At 39.3% G+C, this 25,939-nt stretch carries 6 protein-coding genes; all 6 read left to right on the forward strand.

What is annotated here, in order from left to right:
* Positions 1-315: 315 nt before the first annotated feature.
* Genes ACTQ53_RS06370 through ACTQ53_RS06395 form a run of 6 tightly spaced genes read left to right on the forward strand, consistent with a single transcriptional unit; the run spans position 316 to position 25,401 of the window.
* Positions 316-3,108 carry a helicase-related protein gene (locus ACTQ53_RS06370; protein WP_441932472.1) on the forward strand — a complete coding sequence of 931 codons (2,793 nt, stop codon included), beginning with the start codon at positions 316-318 and terminating at the stop codon, positions 3,106-3,108.
* A gap of 21 nt (positions 3,109-3,129) precedes the next feature.
* Entirely contained in the window at positions 3,130-8,082 is a 4,953-nt protein-coding gene (locus ACTQ53_RS06375) for a type II restriction endonuclease subunit M (RefSeq protein WP_441932473.1), read from the forward strand.
* A 21-nt stretch (positions 8,083-8,103) separates the two neighbouring features.
* Positions 8,104-15,090, forward strand: a complete 6,987-nt coding sequence (locus ACTQ53_RS06380) for a sacsin N-terminal ATP-binding-like domain-containing protein (RefSeq protein WP_441932474.1) — start codon at positions 8,104-8,106, stop codon at positions 15,088-15,090.
* Positions 15,074-17,158 carry an AAA domain-containing protein gene (locus tag ACTQ53_RS06385; protein WP_441932475.1) on the forward strand — a complete coding sequence of 695 codons (2,085 nt, stop codon included), beginning with the start codon at positions 15,074-15,076 and terminating at the stop codon, positions 17,156-17,158. The genes ACTQ53_RS06380 and ACTQ53_RS06385 overlap by 17 nt, the downstream gene beginning before the upstream one ends.
* A gap of 7 nt (positions 17,159-17,165) precedes the next feature.
* Positions 17,166-23,297, forward strand: a complete 6,132-nt coding sequence (locus tag ACTQ53_RS06390) for a DEAD/DEAH box helicase (RefSeq protein ID WP_441932476.1) — start codon at positions 17,166-17,168, stop codon at positions 23,295-23,297.
* A 7-nt stretch (positions 23,298-23,304) separates the two neighbouring features.
* The gene (locus tag ACTQ53_RS06395; RefSeq protein ID WP_441932477.1) at positions 23,305-25,401 is read left to right on the forward strand and encodes a UvrD-helicase domain-containing protein; all 2,097 of its coding nucleotides are present in this window, start codon (positions 23,305-23,307) and stop codon (positions 25,399-25,401) included.
* Positions 25,402-25,939 lie beyond the last annotated feature (538 nt).

Genomic DNA, 25,939 nt, shown 5'->3' on the forward strand with positions numbered 1-25,939 from the left:
AAACAGCCGAAAAATGGACGGAACAATTAACAGAATCAAGGTGATGCTGATAGAAAAGCAAAGGTCAAACAAGTGATTGGCTGAAGCTCTCGGTGTTGTACATAAGGTAGTTTCATTGTGGTTTACAAATTCTGCTCAACCTTTAATGGAGACGTTCATGAGAATTGCCAACTTCTCGAAGTTGATATCAATGAACTCATTCGTTTTGAGGTGTTGTCAGATACAAAAACAAAAGATAGAGTTTTGTTTTTAGTAATACCCATGTTACGTTTCGGTTTTGGTTAAATTAAATATAGAAAAAGAAAAAATATAGATATGGCAAATTATGCTGCAGGTCAAAGAATAACGGTCAGAGGTGAAGACTTTCTCATCACAAATATCGAGCCTAATGTAAACGACAGCTATCTGTTGCATTGTATTGGCATTAGCGAGCTTGTGAAGAACCATAACTTCATTTTTGATACAAGCATCGACAAAGATATAGAGATTGTAAGTCCTATCAATACTCAACTGGTGCCCGATAAGGATCCAAGATGGCGTAAGACAAGGCTTCTTGTTGAGACCGCCATCCGTAACAACGCATTTTTCTCACAGAAAATTACCGTGGCGCAGGGTGGTGCGTTTGATATTGCAGAGTATCAGATGGAACCTACGTTAAAGGCACTCGAATTGCCACGCCCTCGTCTTCTGATTGCAGATGGCGTGGGTCTTGGTAAAACCATTGAGGTCGGTATCTTCCTTAGTGAGATGATTCGTCGTGGTAGAGGTAAGCGTATTCTGGTTTGTGCCTTAAAGAGTATCCTTGCTCAGTTCCAGGAAGAAATCTGGAACCGCTTTGCCATTCCCCTTGTTCGTCTTGATAGTGTAGGTGTAGCTAAGATTCAGAACGAAATTCCTCTGAATAAAAACCCTTTCGACTATTACGACAAGACCATCATCTCCATTGATACTCTGAAAAATAATGGTCGTTTCCGTGCATGGCTAGAGAAGACTCATTGGGATATTATTGTGATTGATGAGTGTCACAAGGTTGCAAACGATGCAAGTCTGCGTGGCGACCTAGCTCAGTTCCTTGCGCAGAAGTGTGATTCACTGATTCTCACCTCTGCAACACCTCATAATGGCAATGCCGAGTCATTTGCTAATCTCATGCGAATGCTTGATCCTATCTCTATTCCTCGTAGCGGAGAATATACACAGGAGGATATCAAGCCCTACTATGTACGCCGTTTCAAGAAGGACATTGAGGACGAGAGAATTCGTGGTCAATTCCAGAACCGAAAGGTTATAAGCATACCTGTTAATCTGCACCCTGAGGAAGAAAAGTTCCTGAAGGTGCAGCATACTCGTTTCCAATCTGTAAACAAGGCCGACAGTAGTGATCCTTTCTATGCTTTGTCGCTATTCAAGAGTTATCTGTCATCTCCATATGCAGCTAAAGCCTCTTTGGAAGAGCGTTGTAAGAAAGATGACAGTATTGAGATTGAGGAGCTTCTTGATTTGGTTAATACCAATATCACTTTTGGTATTGACAGCCGCTATGCTGCATTCAAAGAAAAATTAAAGGAAATCTGGAAGAAGAATCCTCAAGAGCGTATTGTTATTTTTACAGAGAGAATTGCTACGATGAAATTCCTCGAAGAAAATATCAAAAAGGAGTTCCGTCTCAGCGATGATCAGGTGAAGCGTTTTGATGGTTCACTCTCTGATACAGAGCAGGAAGATATGGTTAACGATTTTGCTAAGAAAGATAGCAAAATCCGTGTATTTATTTCTAGTGATTCTGGCTCTCAGGGTGTTAATCTCCACTACTTCTGTCATACGATGTTCAACTATGATATACCTTGGAGTCTTATCACCCTCGAACAACGCAATGGTCGTATAGACCGTTATGGTCAGAAGCAAACTCCTGTCATCTACTATCTCGTAGCTAAAGGACAGGAAGAAGATTTGCGTACCGATTTTCGCATTCTTGACAAGTTGCTGGAAAAAGAGCAGGAGGTACATGATGTTCTTGGTGATGCTATGAGTGTCATGGAGTTGTATAACAGTAAACAGGAGGAAGATGAGGTAGCAGAAGCTCTGCGTAAGGGCGATGAAGAGTTCTTACAGCCTGCACGTCGTCGTCAGCGCGGCGGTTTTAAACGTCCTGACGTGGTTGCTACCACTCCGGCCAAAGAGCATTTGTCAGAGAAGATCTTTGAGCATAAACTTTCGCTTTATAAGTCTGATGATGACTTCTATAAGGATCTCTTCAATGAATTGGAGGCTATCGATTCCATCCACCATGGTGATGTACGTTGGCAAGATGGTGGTGTTCCTTACGTTGAAGTAAAGAATAATGCAGAACTCTCCGATGTGTTGTTCGATATACCACGTGAAGCTATCCCTTCGGATAATATCTTCCGTCTGTGTGCAGATAAGCCTACACTGAACAAGTCTATTGCGGATTCTCGCAAGAGCAAAGATGGCGGCTGGAGCAAATTCCTGCCGCTGTATGACTTGCACCCTATTATTCAATATCTGCTTACCAAGTTTACAGCATCGGTGCCAAAGAATCAGGCATTTGTTGTTAAGGGAGAGCAGATTCCAGAAGGAATGAGTTACTACTTGTTCTATGGTAGCCATGCGAATGGACTTGGACAGAACCTTATCAGTAAGTTCTTTGTTGTACCTGTTGACAAGGAAGGGGCTTTAAGGGACAAACCTGTTTCACTGTTTGATTTCCTTAAGGAATATCATCTGACAGATGGATTCCTGCAAGGTGTACAGGAAAAGGATATTGAACTCCTTCAAAAAAATCTAAAGAGCGCTATTGACTTTGGTTCTGAGCTCTATATGAAGGAAAAACAGTTCGAGGTTGCCTTGAAGAAGGAGAAGGAATTGGATGCCTACAAAAAGAAGCTCAATCTTTGGGCTACCAATGCCGAAGAGACCCTTTTCCAGGTAGATTCAGATGACATCAAGATTACACGTCGCAATCGCGACAAAGAGATGGAGGAAATTAAGAAAATCAGTGATCAGTCGAGCCAGTTCTATCAGGACATGTGTTCACTCGATAAGGCTGAACCTTATATGCGTCTCTTAGCTGTTTTCTATAATTTTTAACCCGATTAAATCAAGGTCATTATGGCTGACAATATAAAATATCGTTTTATCCAGAATGTGGGAGATTATTTCCCTTCTGGTTATTTCAGTGATGACTTCTTTGACAAAGTTCAGAAGTGCGCTGGTGTTTCAAATGACGAAGTTAAGGACATCTGTGGTCCTTATGTACGTCTGAAACAGGAATATAACGACTACAAGAATTTCATAATCAATGATCGTCCCCGTGAGGAAGATGCCATCAAGAAGACGCATGACTTCCACACTCGTTTGTTGTCGATTCTAGGTTACGACACCGCCCATCCATATCTGGAGCACTATATCGTTAACGATGAGTCCACTCCTGTTGAGATGATTCCTGTGCGCCATGTCATCCGTCAGGGGCAGCAGGTCAAGATGCTTGTAATGGAGATGCAGAATCTTATTACTGTTGACGACAATGAGCCGGCAGGTTTATTTGAGCAGCAATATGAAAGCGAAGAACGTAGCGGACAGCAGAAATATGCTGCCCGCCAGTGGCGTTATGTCTTTAACTTGGATACAGAGAAGTATAAGATTTCTCCAGCCATCATCAATAAGGCTATTACCCACATTTTCCTTCTTCCAGAGGAGCGTCGCCCACACTTTATCTTGATGTTGGCAGGCAATACTGTATTCCTCTTCGACGAGGATAAGTGGGCTAAGGGTAGCTATTTGCAGTTCTCTTTGGATGACCTCTTTGCTCAGGCAAGTATTGATGCCAAGCATCGTACGCTTTATGCGCTCTTCCACATGCTTGTGTCTAAGCATACCTTAGCTGCCGAGGGTGAAATGGTGCTGATGGATACCATCATAGAGGAAAGTTATAAGAATGCCTATGAGGTAACGAAGGATCTTAAGGAAGGTGTGATCTTTGCCGTAGAAACTCTCGCTAACGAAGCTCTCTACTGGTGGAAACAAAATAACAACATTCCTGTGAGCGACTATACTGATGATACTTTCGAGTCAGAGGTGAAGGACGACTGTCTCACCATCATTTATCGTCTGCTTTTCCTTTTTTATGCGGAGAGCCGAGATGAACTTGAAATCCTTCCAGTTGATGATGAGGTTTACAAGCTTGGATATTCTTTGGAGTCTTTGCGCGATCTTGAGATGGTGCGTCTTAATTCTGATGCTAGTCGTAATGGTTATTTCTTTGATGACAGCATACGTCATCTCTTCTCTCTACTTTCTGATGGTCACAACTTTAAGGAGAACAACATCAACAGTAAGAGTTTCCGAGTGCGTCCTATAGACTCACCACTTTTCAATGACAACAACCTCAAGCATCTAGCTAATGTTCGTATACGTAACATCAAGTGGCAGGAGATTATCAAGGCGCTTTCTCTCTCAAAGAAAAAAAACTACTGTGGACGTATCAGTTATGCCAATCTCGGTGTGAACCAGTTGGGTAGCGTTTACGAGTCATTGCTCGCCTTCCGTGGTTTCTATGCAGAGGAAGATTACATCGAGGTACATAAGGCAAATACACCTCAAGATGGAACCTTCCTTGTGCCATATAGTCGTATGGGTGATTTCGATATATCTGAGGTGCTCTGCGACCCAAAGACTGGCAATCCTGTTATTTTGCCAGAAGGAACTTTTGTATATCGTCTGAATGGACGTGACCGCCAGAAGTCTGCCAGTTACTATACTCCAGAGGTGTTGACACGTAGTACCGTGAAGTATACGCTCAAATCCATTCTTGACGAAGTGCGTGCCAACAAGCGTCAGGCTACGGAACTCCTTGAACTCAAGATTCTTGAGCCTGCTATGGGTGCAGCTGCTTTCCAGAATGAGGTCATCAATCAGCTGGCAGAGGCATATCTTGCTGAACAGCAGCGTCAACAGAGAGAGAAGGGATTGCGCAATTGGCGAATCTCTCCTGACCATTATCGTGATGAGTTACAGAAGGTAAAAGCTTATATTGCCACCCACAATGTTTATGGTGTCGATCTTAACCCAACTGCCATAGAGTTGGGTAAGCTCTCTTTGTGGCTTAATGTTATCCACAAGGACATGGAGACCCCATTCTTTGCCAACCGTTTGACTGTGGGTAATGCGGTCATCGGTGCATGGCTCAAGGTGTATAACAAACAGGATGTCTATTGCATCATTGAGCGTTTTGGTGCCAAGCCAAAGGTTAACAAGTGGTGGGAGAAGGCTCCTCACAAGGTTAAGTTCTTCAGTAACAGAGTTAACCGCTCTGTCAACGAGGTGTATCATTTTCTCTTGCCAGATGCTAACATGCTGGGCGTGCGCAGTATCAAAGAACAAAAGAAAGCTCATGCTAGCGAGGACAAGCGTATGGCTGCCATCCTTAAGGACTGGACAGCTCCTATTGTAGATGCAGATTTCAAGACACTTCAACGCATTTCTGGTAAGATTGATGTGCTTTTGAAGGAGTATTTCACCGATCAGATTTCTATTGATAAATATACCAACAACCGCAAGGAAATATGGGATGGTATAGACCACAGTGCCAGTGAATCACTTTTCAAGGTGGAGGAGCAGGCTGAATCTTATGCAAACAAGCAGCAGCTCTTTGACACCCGATATCGTCATGACAATGCCTATCGCAAACTCAAACTTGCGATGGACTATTGGTGTGCCCTTTGGTTTTGGGAGTATGACGATGCTGCCGATCTGCCTACTCGCCAGGAGTTTTGGGGAGATATCGAAGCATTGCTTGATGTGGACAACTCTCAGCTGGATACCAAGACTCGTCAGGCATTGGAACGTGCTGGCTCGGATGTAGTTTCTGAGGATATGCCAGAGTGTGGGAGAATGACCGAAGATGAATCTCAGATTGTAGTGAAAACTCAAAATGAGATTCTTGCTAAAAGCCATGCACAGACCTCTCTCTTTATAGACGAGGATCCTCCACGCTTGAAAATTGGCGGTCGCCTTGCAAAGCGTTATCATTTCTTCCATCCTATGTTGGAGTTCATAGAGGTATTCTGGCTTCGTGATGGTTTTGATATTATCTGTGGTAATCCGCCATGGCTGAAAATGGAAGTCGATATTCAAGGTATTATTTCTGAAAAATATCCAGAAGTAGCAATTCGTAACATAAAAGCAGCGGACATAAAATTGCAATATAAAGATGAGTATTTTAAGGAGTGTCCTTCTCTTGAATCTCTTTATAACAATGAAGAGATAGGCACAACTTGTACCATAGAATTTATGAATGCATATTGTTCATATCCTAAACTTGTAAACCAAAAAAATAATTTGTACAAGTGCGTTTTAACAAATGGTTTTGACCTATTAAATGCAGAAGGATTCATGGGTATGTTACACCCTGATGGAATATATGATGATCCTAATGCACAAGCACTTCGTTATGAAGTCTATCGAAGATTATGTTTTCATTTTCAATACCAAAATGAGTTAGTCCTTTTTGCAGAGGTAGATCATCATACTAAATATGGTTGCAATATATATCGCGGAAAGGCTACTCAAATATCATTTGACTCTATCCATAACCTATTCCATCCAAATACTATAGATGGGTGTTACGCTCATGATGGGCACGGTGTATGTGGGGGAATCAAAGATAATAACGGTAAATGGAGCACAGAATGTCATAAGCATAGAATTGTTCATTTTACAGAGAAAGAACTTCGTATCCTTGCTGCAACATTTGAAGGTGACGAGAATCTTTGGGAAACAACGAAACTTGTGAATGTTCACTCATCTGAAATTGTTAATGTACTCAGCAAATTTATAAGTGTAAGTACAAAAGCAGGAGACTTTGACTATATTATTGGGGATGGTCTACGTGAGAATACTGCAGTAGAAAAAGGAATAATGCAACGAAATACACGATATCCAAATATAAATCATTATGAAATGATTTATAGCGGACCACATTTCTTTGTAAGTAATCCTTTTTATAAGAATCCAAGGTCTATTTGCAGACTGAATTCTGATTATGATACAATTGCCTTAACATCAATGGAGACAGAATTCACTGCAAGGTCAAATTACGAGCCATTAATGCCTAAGCCACAATATATTGAAATGGTAAATGGTTTTGTCGTTGGTCACGAAAAGGATGGAAATCCCATTTATGATAGATGGATAGATTATTATAAATTGGCTTTTAGCGCAATGGTAGGTCCTTCTTCAGAAAGAACGTTAGCAGGTGCAATCTTACCACCCAAAACCTCTCATGTACATGCTGTAATCTCTATTGCATTTAAGGAGAAAGTGAATCTTGTTGAATTAACAGGCATGTGTTCTTCTCTTGCGTACGACTTTTACATGAAAGCCATTGGTTCGAGTAGTATTATTCCTTCACGTTTAGCATCCTTCCCACTGGGTATCGCTGAAGAATACAAGCCCGCCATCTTTGCTCGAACCCTCCTCCTCAACTGCCTTACCACTGTCTACACCGACCTCTGGCAAGAGATGTGGGACGGAGCCTACAAACAGGAGTCATGGAGCATAGACGACACACGTCTGAAGCCATTTGATCAGCTGCATGAGAACTGGGCATGGGACATTCCATTGCGCAATTACTTTGAGCGCCGTATGGCATTGGTTGAGATAGACGTAATAGCAGCCATGGCATTAGGCTTGACATTGGAAGACTTGGAAATGATCTACACCATTCAGTTCCCCGTTCTTCAGCAGAACGAGGCAGACACATGGTACGACCAAAAGGGCAACATCGTCTTCACATGCTCAAAGGGTTTGACAGGCGTTGGACTCGACCGCAAGCGCAATACTAAGACAGGTATGCTTGGATGGGAAGACATACGTGGAGAGCAGATAGACGAAAATACCTATGCTGGTACATCGCCTACCCATACCCACATCATTGATCCAGCCAAGAGTGAGCTTTACGGTGGTCAGCAAGTTACCTACTATGCTCCATACACCAAGTGTGACCGCATTGCTGACTATCGCCGTGCTTGGGCTCACTTTGAGAAAATATTCAATCAAAAATGATCATAAAACTCATATAAATATATGGAAATAAGAAAGAAATCAGACCTTTATAACGCTAGTGTTGAGGAAATTGAGACATTCTTCAAAAATGTTGTTTTTAAAGGACAGTATAGTGATTTTCCTCACGAACGTGAAGACAAGCGTTTTTGTGGAAAGATTGAACATATTACAATAAATGGTGAGACAAATGACCTTTGTCCTACCTGTATATTTGTGCCAGATAGATTCAGCCAATATGTAAAGACTGGGCTTTGCGAATTCAATGCTCTGCCTAATATTAAAGTCTTAAAAGATGAACGCCATCAATATAAACTCATGATTACAAGAGTGAAAAATGTGGTACAAAAGACAGTAAAACGTGATAGAAAAGCCGAATCAACATTCCGTTATAATCTCAAACTTAAGGATGATAAGTTTGTAGGACAATTCACGGAAAATAAGGATGGAAGTTTTACTATTCGTGATATCAGACGTAGCGATTTTTCGAAACTTATATTACAGAATGGTAAAGAGCAGGCACCTATTGTATACCATCCTCATCTGTTTAAGCCAAAAAATGGAGTATATTACGAATTCTCTTGGATTTTAAATGGCGAGAAGGAGAATTATGTCTATCTGTTTAAAGTTGATGAGACTGGGTCTTTTCAAGAAGTTACTCCAAGAAATCTTGTCAAAAGACTTCACGATGATATCATGAATTATCCAGCCGGTGCTGGTCAGAAGATTGTCAGAATGTTGGATACATTAAAAACTCAGTTGACAGCTAGTGGCAAGGAAATCTTTATATATGAATTGCTCCAAAATGCGAACGATTATCCGGTAACAATTAATGATGTAAAACAGAAGGTGGACGTAGAATTTCATCTTACGTTGTCTTCATTGGTATTCATGCATTCTGGTGCTGTTTTTAATGAAAGGAATATAGCAGCGATATGCAGTATTAATGATAAGGAGAAAGATACAAATAAAGATACCATTGGATATAAAGGTATTGGTTTTAAGACCGTCTTTCTTGACAATGAAAATGTCTATCTGCAAACGGGTGATTATTCTTTTAGATTTGATCGCCAGGCAACAAGAGATATAGTTGATACTCCTTGGCAGATTTTGCCTATATGGACCCATTATAAAGAATTAACTCCTGCAGAACGTGCTATTTTCACCCAGGCTAGCGATAAATTTAGAGTAAAGTTTGCACTTAGGCCTACTAAAATTGATATTTTAAGAAATAGTGAGCATAACTATGCAGACATGTTTCAGGAAATATTTAAGAATGAACGTGTTATTCTATTTATACCTAATCTATCAAGTGTAAAGGTATATCTGAATGGTACTCCTGTTCCTGATATAGTATGCTGTAGAGATAATGCATCTTGGAGAGTTGATGAATTTAAAGAAAGTATAGCTGAGGAGATTACTGAAGCCATTAATTCTGACATTGATGAGCAAGAAGATAATGGAGCTCTTAAAATTCCTACAAAGTATTATAATTTTAATAGCACTAAGGTTTCTTTTGCATGTGAAATTGATGGACGAAAACTAAAGGTAGTTAAGGATACATGTCTCTATTGCTATCTTCCAGCTAAAGATGCAACATGGGGATTGAAATTCCTTATGAATACAGATATGATTCCAAATGGTGCGCGTGATGATGTTGAGGTTGATTTCTCAAACTCAATCAATGTCAATGAGACCATTGCGAATATTGCTGGCTCTAAATTGTTTGAGTGGATTTTGAAATTAACAAAGAGCGGTGAATATGAATTGGATTCAATCTATAATTTGATTCCTAGTTTTGCGTCATTAAAAAGCGGAAAATTAAAATATAAGGATCTGATAGATTCTTTTGAAAATGGATTTGTTGATAGAGTGAAAACAGATGATCTTGTTCCTACTCAGGATGGTTATGTCTGTTTGTTAAATGTAATTGTTGACAAATCTGGGCTAACATCTAGCGGCATTATAAGCGATGAGGATTTTCTTAAATTTTCTGATAACGAGGAGAAAACTCTGCCAAATTTAGAGTTGCGTACTTCTAAATCTTTTGAATCTTTTGCGGTAGTCTATCTGCATAAGTTTGATGCTGAGGAAAATATCTTTGATATGGATAGCCTGCGAGATATGATTGGTAAGGATGATTTTCAAGAATGGCTTAAGATTCAAGAGAACAACAATAAGTTCCTCAATTTCTTGCTTGATAAGGGCTATCTCAAAGATTTTATGGGAGTAAAAATCTTCTTGGATTCCAAAGGGGAACTATTCTGTGCGTCCGATCTGTATTATGACATAGACAAATATTTGGTGGATCTGCAGTCTTTTACCAATCATATTTCATATATAGATCCTACTACAAGAGAGTTTTTCAAGGATAATGATGAATGGAATAAAGTTATAGAAGGTGAATTCAATGAATTCAGCTGCAATAGCTTTGTTGACAAAGTCTTATTGTCTAGCTTGAATATTGCAGAAACGAATGATAAGCTCAAAGATAAGGATACGTCCATACATTTTTATAAGTTTTTGGCTGAAAATGTTCAATTCTGCGAGAAATATAAAAGTTTGCCGTTCTTTGATGACCAAGAAGGTGTTGCGGATAATTTTACTGACTCTTTTGTGTTCTTCTCATCAGAGAAAGGACACACTGTATGTGGGCAACAGTGGATGTCTTCTATCAACGTTCATTTCCTGTCGAAAGATTACGAAGAAGTATCTAAAAAATTTTTCATCGATCATTTTGATGTTAGAAACTATTCCAATGTTATTGTTATAGAGGAAATTGTTCTTTCAGAGACATATCATCAGTATATAGAGGACGTTATCACTGAAATAGAAGACAGTAAAGCTTTTATTCTCTTCTGTTACGAAAACAAAGCATTGTTTAAAGATGGTGCCCTGAAAAATTATAGGCTTCATGTCTATGATGGCAATGGAGATTCTGACTGGGTTTTTACAGAATCAAATATATTCTTTCAGTCTTCAAGATATGATTTTTATTCATCTAAATTATGGATAAATAGCGACTGGATGTATGAATTGGATGAAGATTATTTTGCTATTTCTGACAGCAAAGGAGATTTGAAAGATTTTTTCAAGTCAAAGTTCTATGTCTCAGATTTAGCAGAAGAGAATTTCTATGTCCATGTTGTAAGGACTAATTTGTCAGATATATTCAGACTTACAAGCGGTTCTTCTGATCGGGACGGAAGTAAGAATATAGACTTTATCCATTATCTTGATGACAATTTCAAGATGATCTTTGAAGAGAAACATGATAAAGATAAGTTTAAGGACTTTAAACCAGTATCTAACGTCCTTACTAATCTAACTATTGACAGCAATGTTTATGTCTATGATGAAGAACTTGCTGAGATAATTTCTTATGATTGGTTCCCTGATAACCTTGTTTATCTGTGTCATAAAGATGCAGGTAATTCTCGTGCTCTTGTCGCAATGGGATGTTCTGAATATAATTTTGGTAATTTCTTCGATGATATGATATCTGAGGAGATTTCTTCAATCAATGACACCATCATAACAAGGGAACAGAGCGTTGCTTTTCATTCGTTTGTCATAAACCATCTTAGCTCGTTGACTCCTGATCAACAAAAAAAGATGGTCGATGCACAGGTATTTCTCTATGGTCATGACACGCCAGCTTCTATTTCAAAAGGACATCAGATATTGAGTGCAAAAGCAAGGGAGCTATTTGATAAGGGTTTTGTAGATATCTCTGATCTTGACATTATTGACCCTATCTATCAGACTGAGAAGAATTTAGAATACTGGGAAACAAGGCTTGAAAATAGTAAGTTCAACATAACTCATTTCTTTAGTTGGTTGAAAGAGAATGCGTCGACATTCAGTGAGACACTTCAGGATACAGAGAAAAATGTTATGTTCTGGAGATGGATTAAAGAGAATGCAACAGACAGCTCTTTGCAGGAGTTACCTGCTCTTCCTGTTCTTCTTAAGGATGAGAGTATTGATGATAGTGATGATGCAGTTTACTTTTCTGATGAGTATATGGGAGACTTAGCTATTGAGTCAACCGTAAAACGCTTTGACTCGGATGCTCCATTCATTAGCCCTAAGTATATCTCAGAGGGCGATTCTATCGAAGACTGGAGAAATTTCTGGATTAAGGTGGGGGTCAAGTATGAAATCGTTGATATTCTCATTGAAACCATTCGTAAAGGACTTGAAAATGTTGAAGATGAGTCTCTTCCTAGATTGCTGGCTGATAATCGTGATGTTTTGGAAAAGCATTACGAGAATGGGTTGGTACCCGAATTGTGCGCACTCAAAGTGAAGGCACATGATGGTAAATATTATGCTCTTAATGAGGCAATTTATATTGACTGTGAGAAAGAAGAACCTTTCCCTTATATTGAATTACCGAATCAAATAAAATTCGATTCTTCTGAAGAGCGTCGTCTGATTAAGGATATTATTGAATATGTCGATGGTGACTGTGTGAAGACGTTAAGCGAATGGCAACAACGAAAGTTGGATTGTTATTTAAATATGCAGCAGGATAGTCTTGAAAGCGTTCGTGTGTTTCACTTCGACTTTATAAATGAACTTTCCTACATTAGAAATGCGGGTAAAGATTCCTTAAAAGAGTTAGACCATATTGAAGAAATTCTGCTTTTAAACAAGGATGGTGAATTCTGTACAGCATCAGAACTCACTATGGGTTCTGTGTACAAACCATTCTTTGATTTTGAAGCGTGTGGAATAGACTCTCTTGAATATGTAAGTGATACTTACAGTGAAAAGTGTTCGGAATATGTCGGACGCATTTTCAGAGATCTTAAGATGCATTGTGATTTCCAAGAAGATGATATAAACTTTTTGGAAGAGCGTACTTGTGCTATTTACTTCTGGAGTAGCTACCTTTTAAAGAAAGATTCTATTCCTCATATAAGACAATTTATTTTAGATAGAAAATTTGATGATGTGGCATGTATTCCAACAAAGGATTACATGAAATGTTGTTGTGACCTATATTATGGGGTAGAAGTATCTAAGTATGTCAAGAGCATAGAAGATTGGGAGAACAAAGTTCCTCTTAGCAGTTTGCCTGATATAAAGTTGTCTGATGATACGACTTTATTTAGCAAGTTGTCATTTAAGAAATCTCTTGACTTCTTGGATGCTTTATATGCCCTTATAAGTATTAAAGGTCAAGACAGTAGAACCCAATTGCTCAACTGGATGATAGATGATTACGATGAATCCTTTGATGCAAAGATTCAGGAATATCGTGATGATGAGCATGCATTATGGTATAACAATAAGAATGAACTTATGCAAATAAAGGAATTATATGCTCTTGACTATTCGAACAAGGCTCTTGAACAATATTTTGGGACCAATGTTAGAATTATCAATAAGGCATATTTCCCTGCTGGTGAATCTTTTAAGAAAGCGTGTAACATTCTTGGAATCAGAACAATTACACAAGATGATCTCAAGATGGAACCTGTTAATGATACTCTCTATACTTCTCGTGATACCGATCTTAAATTATATGCTCTTGTTATTGCAGGAATAACTGATTCAGAGAATTGGAAGAATATTTATGAGGGTTATTGTGAGCGTTTGGATTCATTAGTTCTTCACCGTTGCAAATCAATTTTGATTACTTATTCTGAGGACAAAGATATCAATCAGTCGCTGAGAAAATTCTATCATAATGATGGTGAAAATGATTTCTATTTCGTTGATTCTTTGGATGGAAAGCGAGTATTTGAGTCTTTTGTGAAAGAGTATATAAAATATCTGGGAATCAATACAGAAATAGACAAAGATGTTATAGAAGATATCATGGACAGCAGTGTAAATGCTCTTTCAATTATAAAAGAGCAGAATTCTCTTATGCTTGATGAGGAATTCAAAAACGAACTGGACAAATTGATACCAGGTATTAAGCGAGAATTGACGGGTAATGAAGCTGAGGACGATGAAGATTGTGTAAGTGATTACCGTCCATCATTCACAACACAGGAAACAACCTCGACAGATGATGATACTGATGTATCGCCAGATGATGAGGAAGATTCAACTAATGAAAATGAACATGGTTGTATTGATTCTGACGAGGGGGAGCATGCCGTAACACCTTCAGTACACGTGTCTACTCATTCGAAAGGAAGTATATTTGAGTCAGTAAATGCCGTTCAAAGAGATTCTTCTTCTGATATGTATTCTCCTCAGAATGTAGGATGGTCATCAGGTGTGAAATCTTCTCCAGGAGTCAGAAAGTCAGCATCTTTCACATCCAATACTGCATCTACAGCACCTTACGATTATTCTGATATGAGCGGATGGAATCGTGGTAGTAGTACGTATGTACCTCAAAAGCCAAGACCATTCTCTCCTGAGGATGTGCGCAATTTTGGCTCTCATGGTGTAACAAGAACATTGGAAGTTCTTGAGCCTACTAGAGCAGAAGTCAATGAGATTAATCATATATTGGGAGAAGATCTGTCTGCCGAACAAGTTGCCGACCAGAACTACCTTGCCCAACTTCGTCTTTACAATAATCTTGTGAAGAGGGGTTATACTCCTGTAGAAAGCAAGAGTGACTTTATACGAAATGCTCATTTGAAGAATGAGCATACGCTTTGCGGCGGTAAATATATTCATAAATGTAGTGCTGCTGGCGGTATAATGTATCTGTCTCCTGCTATTTGGAACAAGATAGCAGACGATAGATGTGTTGTATGCGTTTATCTCGGTGCAAAAGCCAACGAGTTTATGTACTTCAATTCTATTGGAGATATTCTTGAATGGATTGGTGAAGACGATATTATTATCAAACTTACGGGTGAGGAGAAAGCTGAGGTGGTTAGAGTGTTGTATTCAGGTGTCCTCAATGGGGTTAAGGGAACTGCCTACACGCTCATTAGAATCAATTCTAATGAAAAGTACAACTCTCTGTTTGCGCAGCTTCCATCAAGCGATAGTATTAATGAATCAGAGGAGAATGAAGATGACTATTAATAAGAAAATACAAAATTATCTGTATTTCTTTTCGGATCAGGTTCGTGAAGCTGAAATGGAACAAAAGTCCATTATCAAGGCTCCTATGAACCAATTGTTCCGGAAGGAAGAGCTTGTCGTAGGTTACGTGGACCATGTAAACGACAAGCTCGGACATGTCGTTCTTAAGTTTCCAAAGGATAAGGCACCTCGTCTGAAAGTGCAAAAATCCATTATGGTAATAAAGAAAGAAGCAAAAGCTGAACTCGGACAGAGTGTCATGTCATGGACATGTTCGTTTCTGGATTTCTGTAAAAATGCTAAATATCATTCAAATACATCAGATTTGCTGCCACTCTATTATACCAAAAAGGGTGATAGCAGCTATGACTATGTTGGATGTACAGGTCTGAGTACGTCTTTATATGATTTGTTCAAGAAAACTACGCAGTCAGGAAAGTCATTGTCAGTAATAGTCTTTGCTCCTTTCCCTCCTGTAGATTATTTTAATAACCTTGTAAATTTCTTGGAGGTTTTTCATGATATGCCAGAACAAATGATTGAGCCGAAGATGGACTATGATGACTGGCATCCTGAAGAATTACAGTACGATTCAAATAAAGAAACTGCAATTCCTGAGAGAATACTTCAGACCTTGGAAGAAGACCACTGTTGTATTCTTCAAGGACCTCCGGGAACAGGAAAGAGCTATACTATCGCTCATATTATTGCTAAATATTTGACTGACAATAAGACGGTTTGTGTTACAACGATGGCAAATAAAGGCCTCATGGAACTGGTGCAGCAACCTCCTCTCTTGCCTTTCTTGCGGGATGGAAAGATTTTCAAATCTAACCTTTCTGCTGATGAAAGGAGATTGATACCTTCGCTTAAACCCATAAAAAAGGGATTCGTAGTGCCCAATGGTGAACTGTTTTGTTCTACTAATTATGTCTTATCGCATGCATATAATAGTGATAGCATCAGTGAAGATGGGCTTCCTACCTATGATTTGATGATTATAGAGGAGGCTTCTCAGGCGTTTCTTGCTTCTATACTGGCATTTAAGAAACTTGGTCGCAAGTGTCTTATAGTTGGAGATCCTATGCAGCTGCCTCCAATAATTAGCAATCCTAGGAAAGCCTTATATAATGCATGGAATGCCAATACCCAGATAGAAGGACTCAAAGCTTATGCACTCGGCACAGATGTAAAATCGTACCGAATAACAACAACTTTCCGTCTGACAAAAGCAAGTGCAGAATTAACAGGTATATTCTATAGCAACAGATTCCAGTCTGTGCAGAAGCATCCTCTCGATTTTAGACGATGTAGTTCTTATCTGTTTCCTGAAGGTGGTGGGGTAATTTATCACTACACCCAGGACTATACTAATGGCATTGTTTCTGGGGCTGGTTTACATATAGTTAGCCAAGTTGTTGATGAGCTCACAAGGAACTATCCTAATCGTTCTTTGGCTATAATATCTCCTTTCAATGATACTGTCAAACAGCTACAAAAGACATTTTTAACAGAATCGTCTTTGGATGACTTTACCATCGAAACAATAGATAGAATTCAAGGAATGACAGTGGATTATGCAATTCTGTATATTCCAGGAAGAAATCCTGGATTTGCTCTGGATGAAAGAAGATTCAACGTTGCTACTAGCCGTTCAAGAAGTACAACATTGATTATTTCAGATATTCCACTAACAAATCTGCATTCTATTTCCCCAAGGGTTGCTGCTTTTATAAAAAAGTGTAAATCGTTAGATAATAAGAATGTTCATGTTTGTAATGATAACAGTGATGTCCTTGAGGCAATGAAACGAAACGCGGCAAAAGCCATATACCCTGGCCTTGAAAGCATAGTGGATCTACTTCTCGACAATGGCATTCCATTTAGTATGGATGGTGATGTTGATTTGTTGGATCACAATGATGTTGTCATAGCCAGTGCTGGCATGTTGCTGAGAGATTCTAAAATCGCAATAGATCCGGTTGATGAAGATTCTACAGTAAAGTTTATGGCAGCAGGGTATACAGTTGTTGATTCTGCTTCTTTTAATTTGTCAATGATAAAATAACGATAATATGCTACCACTCCAACAAGCACGTGAAGTACGTGATTCGATAATTGAGTACATCAAGGCAACCTTCAAATTCAAGGAGAAGGATGTCAGTGATGCTTTCTATCGCTTCATCGAGAGTAAAGACGATGGACTATTTGAAGGCCCATACATCTCGTTGAAGACTCCTTTTGTGTCTGCATCACAGGAAGAGAGTAAAAATATTCCTTTGGAGATTGTTCCTAACTTTCCTCCATATTTGCATCAGTTGCAGGCATTTCATCGGCTCTCTGTGCAGAATGGTAATGAGCCAAAGCCAACATTGCTTACTACAGGAACAGGTTCTGGTAAGACAGAATGTTTTCTTTACCCTATCCTTGACTATTGCTACAACTGTAACAAGTTCAGTCGACAAGTAGGTGTGAAGGTAATTATCATGTATCCTATGAATGCCTTGGCAAGTGATCAGGCGAAGCGTTTGGCAGAAACCATTTGGAACGATTCTCGGCTGAAGGGAAAAGTTACAGCCGGTCTTTTTGTTGGTGAAGGGTTAGATTCGAAAGATTACCCGCGTGATATGGGACCAGACCATATCATCGAGAATCGTGATGCTATCCTTGATACTGTTCCAGATATCTTACTGACCAACTTTAAAATGTTGGATTACGGACTGATGCGCCAGCGTTTCAGAAACCTATGGAAAGGCAACATTGACACGGACTTCAAAGCTCTGAAGTTTATCGTTCTTGATGAGTTGCATACATATGATGGTGCACAGGGTACTGATGTGGCAAATTTGATTCGGCGTTTGAAGTTGAAATTGAATTTGCCAAAGGGTGCATTGTGTCCAATAGGTACTTCTGCGACTATTGGCAATGGACCAGACAGTAAAAAACGTTTATGTGAATATGCCTCGGATGTTTTCGGAGAGGTGTTCAAGGAAGAGAATGTAATAGAGGAACATAGAATACCAGTTTCTGAATACGTTACAGATACAGTTACAATTCTTCCTGATATGAAGTTGATCAAGAGCTGTGAATTTGGTGATGAAGATACAGTAGATTCATACATGAAGCGTCTATGTAGGGTGTGGCTTAAGAATTCAAGTATCACACCCGTAGATGCTGGAACATACTTGCGTAGCATGGGTATTGTGAAGTCACTGCTTTCTATTTTGAGTACTGGTATTCTCTCATTTGAGGACGTTTTGAAGAGAATGATAGACCAGGATGTAAACTTCCGTCGGCTTTATCTTGACGGAGGTGAACGTGTGTGCTCTATTGTTATCGAGAATCTCCTGGCTCTGATTGCTTATTCAAAAAGACCTCTCAATAATTCTGGGAAGCTCATTCCTATGCTTTATCTGCAGGTACAGCTTTGGCAGCGAGAACTCAGCGGTATTCTTAGATATTTCCAAAAGGAGCCTGAATTTGTATGGAGACATAGTTTGAAGAAGGATGAAGATCGTATAGCCTTGCCTATGTACTTCTGTCGTGAATGCGGTGCAAGCGGCTGGCTTTCACGTCGTTTAGCTACTGATAATTTCTATTGCTCGGACGTTTCCACTATCAACAAGGCTTTCATGGATAGAGAAAAAGAAGTTGTACTTCTGAATATTGAATCCACGAGACATAAGGCTATAGATGAATATATCAATGATAATGCCATCAATGTAACACGCCATCTTTGTGTTAAGAATCTACATGAGGTGGGTGAAAGTGATGGTGATACGTTGAGAGTTCGTATATGTAGTAAGACAACATCGACACGTAATGGTAATCAGAGGTTTACGACAATCTGCCCAGAGTGTAATAGTGATGCAATTTGCGAGGTGGGAGGACGTACCTCAACATTATCAAGTGTTGCTATCAGCCAGGTATTGTCCAGTGACTTTGATCATGCAGAAGAGAAGGATAGAAAAATTCTTGTATTCACAAATAGTGTACAGGATGCGGCTCATCAGGCTGGTTTCTATGAAGCAAGGACCTTCCGTTTCTTATTCCGTCAGTCTATGCAGCAGTATATCAATAGTATTGATAAACCTGTCAATATTAAAGAACTACAGGAAGGCTTCAAGGAATTTTGGAAGGGAAAACTATCAGAAGGGGACTACTACAACCGCTTCTTGCCTGCAGACTTGGCTTCTCATATAGACCTTCGCCATAACTATCGCGAGGGTAATGGCTTCATGTCTTCCTTTAAGAAGGAATTTGATATACGCGTAGATTGGGAAATCGTAAGCGAATTTGGTTTGACATCACAGCTTGGTCGTACTCTTGAAAAGACTGGTTCTTCGGCTACCTTCTTCAAGAGTGAAGAGATTCATAAAGTTTATGACTTAATGAAAGACTTCCTGGTAAATAATCAGTTGGAGTATGTTGCAGAGGATGAAAAGTCATTCTGTCATTTCGTATATGGTATCCTTCAGCGCATGAGAAGACATGGTGCTGTTGATCACCCTTATCTGTATAAATACAGAAATGAGGCTCTGACCCTTTGGGCGCTGAACTGGAAGTTTGATGCTCGTCATTTCCTGAATAGAATGTTTGGTGGCGGTATTCGTTTTCCAAAGCTGATTGGTGTGGCATACCTTGATAAGAATAGCGAGATGCTTGATATGGCTGTGCTTAGACGTGAAAGACCTAATTGGTTTACCAACTATTTCTGGCGGCATTTTAACTGGCCTATTGAGCGTAACCTCACCTTATATAATGACTTCATCCGTGAGCTCTTCATCAAAATGGAAGAGGTGGGTCTTGTTAATAAGGCTCCGCAGGGTGGGGGGAACTATGCCATCAACCCTGATCATATATGGGTAAGTAAGAACGTCAGACACATTAAGTGTAGTAATTGTCAATCAACCCTATATGTTGCCAAGAATGATTATCTTGCTGAAGAAACTCTCTGTCTTGACTACAAGTGTCAGGGTACATATTCTGAGGAGATGCCCCCAGAACTTAACTACTATCAGCAGGTATATAACAGGGCTTTATCTCCTCGTGTGTATGCTAGAGAACATACTGGTTTGTTAGAAAGATCTGACAGAGAAAAACTTGAGAAGGACTTCAAGGAGCATCCACATTCTAATTCGGTCAATGTTCTTTCTGCAACATCAACCTTGGAAATGGGTATTGATATTGGTGACCTGAATGTCGTGGGCAATACTGGTATTCCGCCTAAACCTAGCAATTTCCTGCAGCGAGTTGGTCGTGCTGGTCGTAAGGAAGGTTCTGCCCTTGTGCTTAACTATGCCCATGCTGGAGAACCTCATGATATGTATTATTTTACCTATCCAAGTGACATGATGGAGGGTGAAATTAATACTCCTGGTTGTTTCCTTGAGGCAAAAGATATCCTGCGTAGACACTTCTTTGCCTATTGTATCGACTCATGGATTAGTGCAGATGCCAATAATAAGATGCCGTCTCATATCAGTGATTTGAAACTGACAGAAGATGCAATGTCATCTGATGGTTTTGTTGTCAATAGGATTATCGGTTTTATCAAGGAGAATAAAAATACATTGAAGACCAGATTCGCTGAGCAATATGACGAGAAGACACAGCCATCTCTCACTATTTTGGCTAAGACCTTGGATGATGAATCTTTCTATCAGAATATTCTGAAGGAGTTTCATGGCTTGTCAGATCAGTTATTCGGACTTCTAGAGGAACTGAACAGTTATAAGGAAGAGGAAGATAGATTGCAGCCAAATGATCCGGCGAAAGCCGCAATTAAGGATTTAATCAAGGCTTGTAAGGTTCAATATGGTAAAATTCTTGATGGAAGTCTTATAGAGTTCATGACTAACTGTGGACTCTTGCCTAACTATGCCTTCCCAGAGACAGGTGTCAAGTTGCAGGCAAGTGTCTATTCGACACAGGAAAAGGAAGATCATAAGAATAACGTTGCTGAGCCAAATGTGATAGAACTGGCACGTTCTGCCTCACAGGGTATAAAAGAATTGGCTCCTGGTAATAAGTTCTACACTCAGAAATTTCAGCTTGAAGTCAGTGGTATCCCCACATTTGATTGGAAGGATAACCTTGTGACAATGAAATACTGTTCTAAGTGTGATTGCGTAGCAGCAGAAGGAACTTCGGATTTTTCTCTTGCCGTTTGTCCTAAATGTGGTGATCCTTCATGGGGAGTAAACCAACATAAGTACTTGAAATTTACTAGTGCTCGCAGTGCTATGTTTAAAACAGATGCAGTTCTGGATGATTCCAACGATGAAAGAATTAAAGAACAATTTATCGTAAAGAAACACTTTATGTTCCGCCATAAAGGTGTTGTTTCGTCGTATGCAATGAAGAACCTCGGTTTTGGTATTGAGTACTGTAATAACATGAATCTGTATGAGGCTAACTATGGCATGCAGATGCAGACTGGAAGCAAAGTGGAAATTAATAATGAAGGAAGCATACCGGAAAATGGCTTCGTAACTTGCAGATACTGTGGCAAATCGACACCTTTGCTTTCAAAGTTAACTAAGGATCACAAGCCGGTTGAACAGCATTACCGCTTCTGTAACCACAAGAATGTGAATTTTGTGGATGATAGGGATGGAGAGGTGTTTGAACGTCTCTATTTATACCGTCATATGCAGACTGAGGCCATTAAGATTTTGCTTCCAGTTCAGATTATGGATGCTAAAGCTGCAGTTGAGATGTTCAAGGCTGGTATTGAACTTGGTATGAAGGAGTATTATCGTTCTTCTCCTGAACATATTCGCATTGATTCTTATACTGAGGTGAATCAGGCTACTGGTATGAAAGATTACTATCTGGTAATGTATGATATCATTCCGGGTGGTACTGGTTATCTTGCAAAGCTCTATAATACTGATGAGTTCTCTAATATGCTGATGTTAGCCTATGATAAGATCAAGGATTGTACTTGCCAATTGGAAGGTAAAACTGCATGTTACCGTTGTATCCTGACTTATGGAAATCAGTATAGTAGAGATTCTTTCAGTCGTGAACAGGCAGAGATATTATTTGGCAAGCTTGTTGGTGGTTCTAAGTCGTGGGAGCGCATAGAAGGTTCTGTAGGAACTATTGCACAGAATGGTGCAGCTGAGGACAGTGAGCTGGAACTTAAATTTGTCAGAGCTCTTCAGACCCTGGCTAAGAGTAACAATTGGTCTTTCGAGAAAGTTGCTGATGATAATGCGTATCATTACGAGTTGAAAATAGTCAATAAGGATTCTGATACTGAGATTCATTATTATATAAAGCCTCAGTTCGAACTGACTGTAGCCTATGGAGTGAAGCATAATACTATTCCGGATTTTCAATTTATGTGCATTTTTGCCAAAATAAATGGCGAGGAAATCAGTGATCTTGTGAAGATTCCATGGTGGTCTGTCTTCCTTGATGGTTATCAATTTCATGCATGTGAACCAAACATGCGATTCTATAGTGATTGGGAAAAACGAGAAGGTATCAAGCAGGCTAAGCCACAGCGTATGTTCTCATGGACTATTGCATGGGAGGATATTCAGCTGTTTGAAACAGAGAGAGAGGATGAGTTAGGCAACAACTCTGTAACTCGTTTCGGTCAGTTGCTGGAGAAGTCTATGCTTGGCTCGATAAAGGAAACATGCTATTGGTGTATTTATGATAGCCCAAATTTCTTGTCGAATGGTGGATCTTTATATTCTGGTAGTGTCGAGATTGTTCCTGATTGTGATGTAGATCTAACTGATTACTCAACAGATGATGAGGTTGAGGAAGCATATAGTCAGGGAGTAAAGTATGACCTGCAAATAATCAGGGGCTTGAAATCTATAGATAAAGATGAATGGATTGGTTTCTGGCGTAGATACAATTTGATACAATTCTTCTCATGTCATCAATCTGAGACTATTGACAATTCGGTTGAGGACAATGTTGATCGTGATGTGATTAAAGAACTTTATCCTGGTATGGAGGATATTGTAGACATCTTGCTTGATAACAATGTTCCATTTAGTCACGATGGAGTCTTCGAGTTGACAGATGAAGATAATGCTGTCATTGCAAGTGCTGCTATGATTATAGATAATCCTAAGATTGCCATTGATCCCTTTGGCGATAATGATAAGACTGTTTTTACTGATAAGGGATATAAGACTATTTCGCAAGAAGAATTTTGTGTTGAACTAATAAAATAAAATATATATGAGACTGTTTTTATCAGAAACATTTTTTGATGCAGTATTTAAACTGCCGAAGAAAATTCAAGACAAGGTAGTGGCATTCCAGAGAAAATTCCGTGAAGATAATACTTCCGCAGGAATACATCTGGAGCCAATCGCTCAGTTCAAAAACTCCACTCTCCGTACAGCGAGAGTCGATGACAACTATAGAGTTGTTGTGGGTGTTCTCGATGGAGAAAACTATTCTCTGCTGTATGTAGGTGATCATGAAGATGCCTATCGATGGGGAAAAAATAAGCGTTTTGTCTGGAATGAACATACGCAGGCTTGCCAGCTCATTACCATTGAAGAGACACAAGAGCAAATTGTTGTCCAAGGACATGATGCGAATAAAGTATCTATTTTTGAGGGCATTTCAGAGGAAAAACTTCTTAAAATCGGTGTTCCACAAGATATCATTGCAAGAGTACGGAATATCAATACCCTTGATGACTTGGATGTTTTGGAGCCTATTCTCCCTGTTGATGCGTATGAGAACATTTTCAATATAATGGATGGTGAGGATATCGATTCTATCATTGCAGCCATTGAAGAAGGTCAGGCTAAAGAAAATGAGGATAAACTGCTTAGCGATAATAATAAGCGTCGTTTTGTAGAAATTACGGATGATGATGCGCTTCAGCGTATTATAGATCAAGGTATGGATAAATGGCAGATTTTCCTCCATCCTTCACAGAGAAAACTCGTCAATGCAGAATATAAAGGTACGATGAAGGTTAGTGGTGGGGCTGGTACTGGCAAAACCGTCGCTGCGCTCCATCGACTAAAGCATCTCTGCGAAAATCCAAACGCTAAGGTCTTGTTTACAACATACACCAAGACGTTGAGCATAAACCTTGCCGACTCTATTGAGAAACTTGCTGTTCCAAAGAATAAGTACATTCTTAATAACATAGATAGAGTTCTTCTTGATACAGCTGAGAAATACAAGGTTAAGGAAGGATATAAGGTTCTTGACTACAGTGGTGATGAAGAGTCTCTTAAGCTTTGGCGTGAAGTACTTGAAACTGAGGTAACAGAGTACGATGAGCAATTCCTTTATGACGAATACATTGATGTTATCGTCTACTTTGGCAATAAGGATGTGAAGCAGTATATGATGCAGCCTCGTGTAGGACGTACAAAGGCATTAAGTCGCAAACAGCGAATCGAAATTTGGAAGCTCGTTGAAAAGTACATTGCTCTCAAGAAGGAGAGAAGAGTAGTTGATCGTCTTGAACTCTTCAATGAAACTACTAATTACTTGAATGAGAACAATATTCACCCTTATACTAATGTCATAGCTGATGAGTTTCAGGATTTCTCCAATCCAGAACTTAAGTTCTTGAGGGCGTTAGTTCCAGAAGGTAAAAATGATCTTTTCCTTACTGGTGATCCTATCCAGCGTATTTATAATGGCCGCAAAATAAACTTTGGAGCTGCAGGCATTAATGTAAGAGGTGTGCGAAGTAGAAAATTGAAAATTAATTACCGTACCACAGAACCTATCAAGCGTGTTGCGATAGGTGTTGTTACTGGCATTGATTATGATGATATGGATGGCGGAAAAGAGTCACTTAATGGTTACGTTTCGTTAATTCATGACGGTGTTGCCCCTCAGTATAAGATAGTTGATGATGCTAATTCTGAGGTTCAGCAAGTTGTTGAATGGATGAAGGAGTGTCTTGATTCTGATATTAAATTGTCTGAAATATGTATTGCTGCACCTAGCATGAACCTTCTAAAGGAAATGCAAAGCAGATTGCACCATGATGGTACTGACTATCGCATTTTAAAAGGAACTCAGAAGCAAGGTTGTTCTGACGGAGTTGATCTCTGTACATTCCATTCACTTAAAGGTTTGGAATATCGTGTCATCATTCTCATGGGAGTAAACGAAAGGAACATACCATCTAGAGCAACAGATAGGTATCCATTTTCTGGCATGGATAAGGTCACACAAAAGGAATATCTCTCTGCTAAGCGTTCTTTGCTTTATGTTGCCATAACTCGTGCAAGACAGCTAGTTTACATGGTAGGGTTCGGAGAACCTTGTGGTTTGCTGGATGCATCAAAATAATATATGTGTTATAGTACAGTATATTCTGTTTCTCTCGAAAACAAGCTCATGGGTTACGATATAAACAGACTGTATGCAAAAATGCTTGTATCAAACTTGTCCTTTTAATCAAATTGGAAAGTTGCATGTTGCATATATATTCATTGGGTTGATTATTAGGTATTTGGTGTGCCAGGTTTCATGCGTCGTCTGTTCTATGTTGCAGGAAAAGTCAGAGCATTGTTTATGCCTTATTCTAAAAAAGTCATCCATCTGCAGAGTGGATGACTTTTTTAGTTTTCTCTGGCTGCTCCCTCATCGGTCGCAGCTATCCGGTCAATGTATTTTTTAAATTATCTACAAGCTAGAGACTTGTGGGTGTTTTATTTGTGTTGTTTCTTTTTTGTGTCTTTTTTTATTTCTGTGCAGATACACTGCACAGGAAGCTCGTAATTTTGTGGGCGATTTAAATTTTGTTTTATGAGCTCAGTATGAATTTGCATTTTTCATTAAAAATGCATTCCTGAAGCATATTTATTGGTTATTTTGGCATGTTATT

Source organism: Prevotella sp. Sow4_E9_plate (genome assembly GCF_052116205.1).
Lineage (GTDB): Bacteria > Bacteroidota > Bacteroidia > Bacteroidales > Bacteroidaceae > Prevotella.

Excerpts from the sequence above, each read along its gene's own strand:
- ACTQ53_RS06390 (WP_441932476.1), top strand. The coding sequence starts at position 17,166 with ATGCTACCACTCCAACAAGCACGTGAAGTACGTGATTCGATAATTGAG.
- ACTQ53_RS06370 (WP_441932472.1), top strand. The coding sequence starts at position 316 with ATGGCAAATTATGCTGCAGGTCAAAGAATAACGGTCAGAGGTGAAGAC.
- ACTQ53_RS06375 (WP_441932473.1), top strand. The coding sequence starts at position 3,130 with ATGGCTGACAATATAAAATATCGTTTTATCCAGAATGTGGGAGATTAT.
- ACTQ53_RS06385 (WP_441932475.1), top strand. The coding sequence starts at position 15,074 with ATGAAGATGACTATTAATAAGAAAATACAAAATTATCTGTATTTCTTT.
- ACTQ53_RS06380 (WP_441932474.1), top strand. The coding sequence starts at position 8,104 with ATGGAAATAAGAAAGAAATCAGACCTTTATAACGCTAGTGTTGAGGAA.
- ACTQ53_RS06395 (WP_441932477.1), top strand. The coding sequence starts at position 23,305 with ATGAGACTGTTTTTATCAGAAACATTTTTTGATGCAGTATTTAAACTG.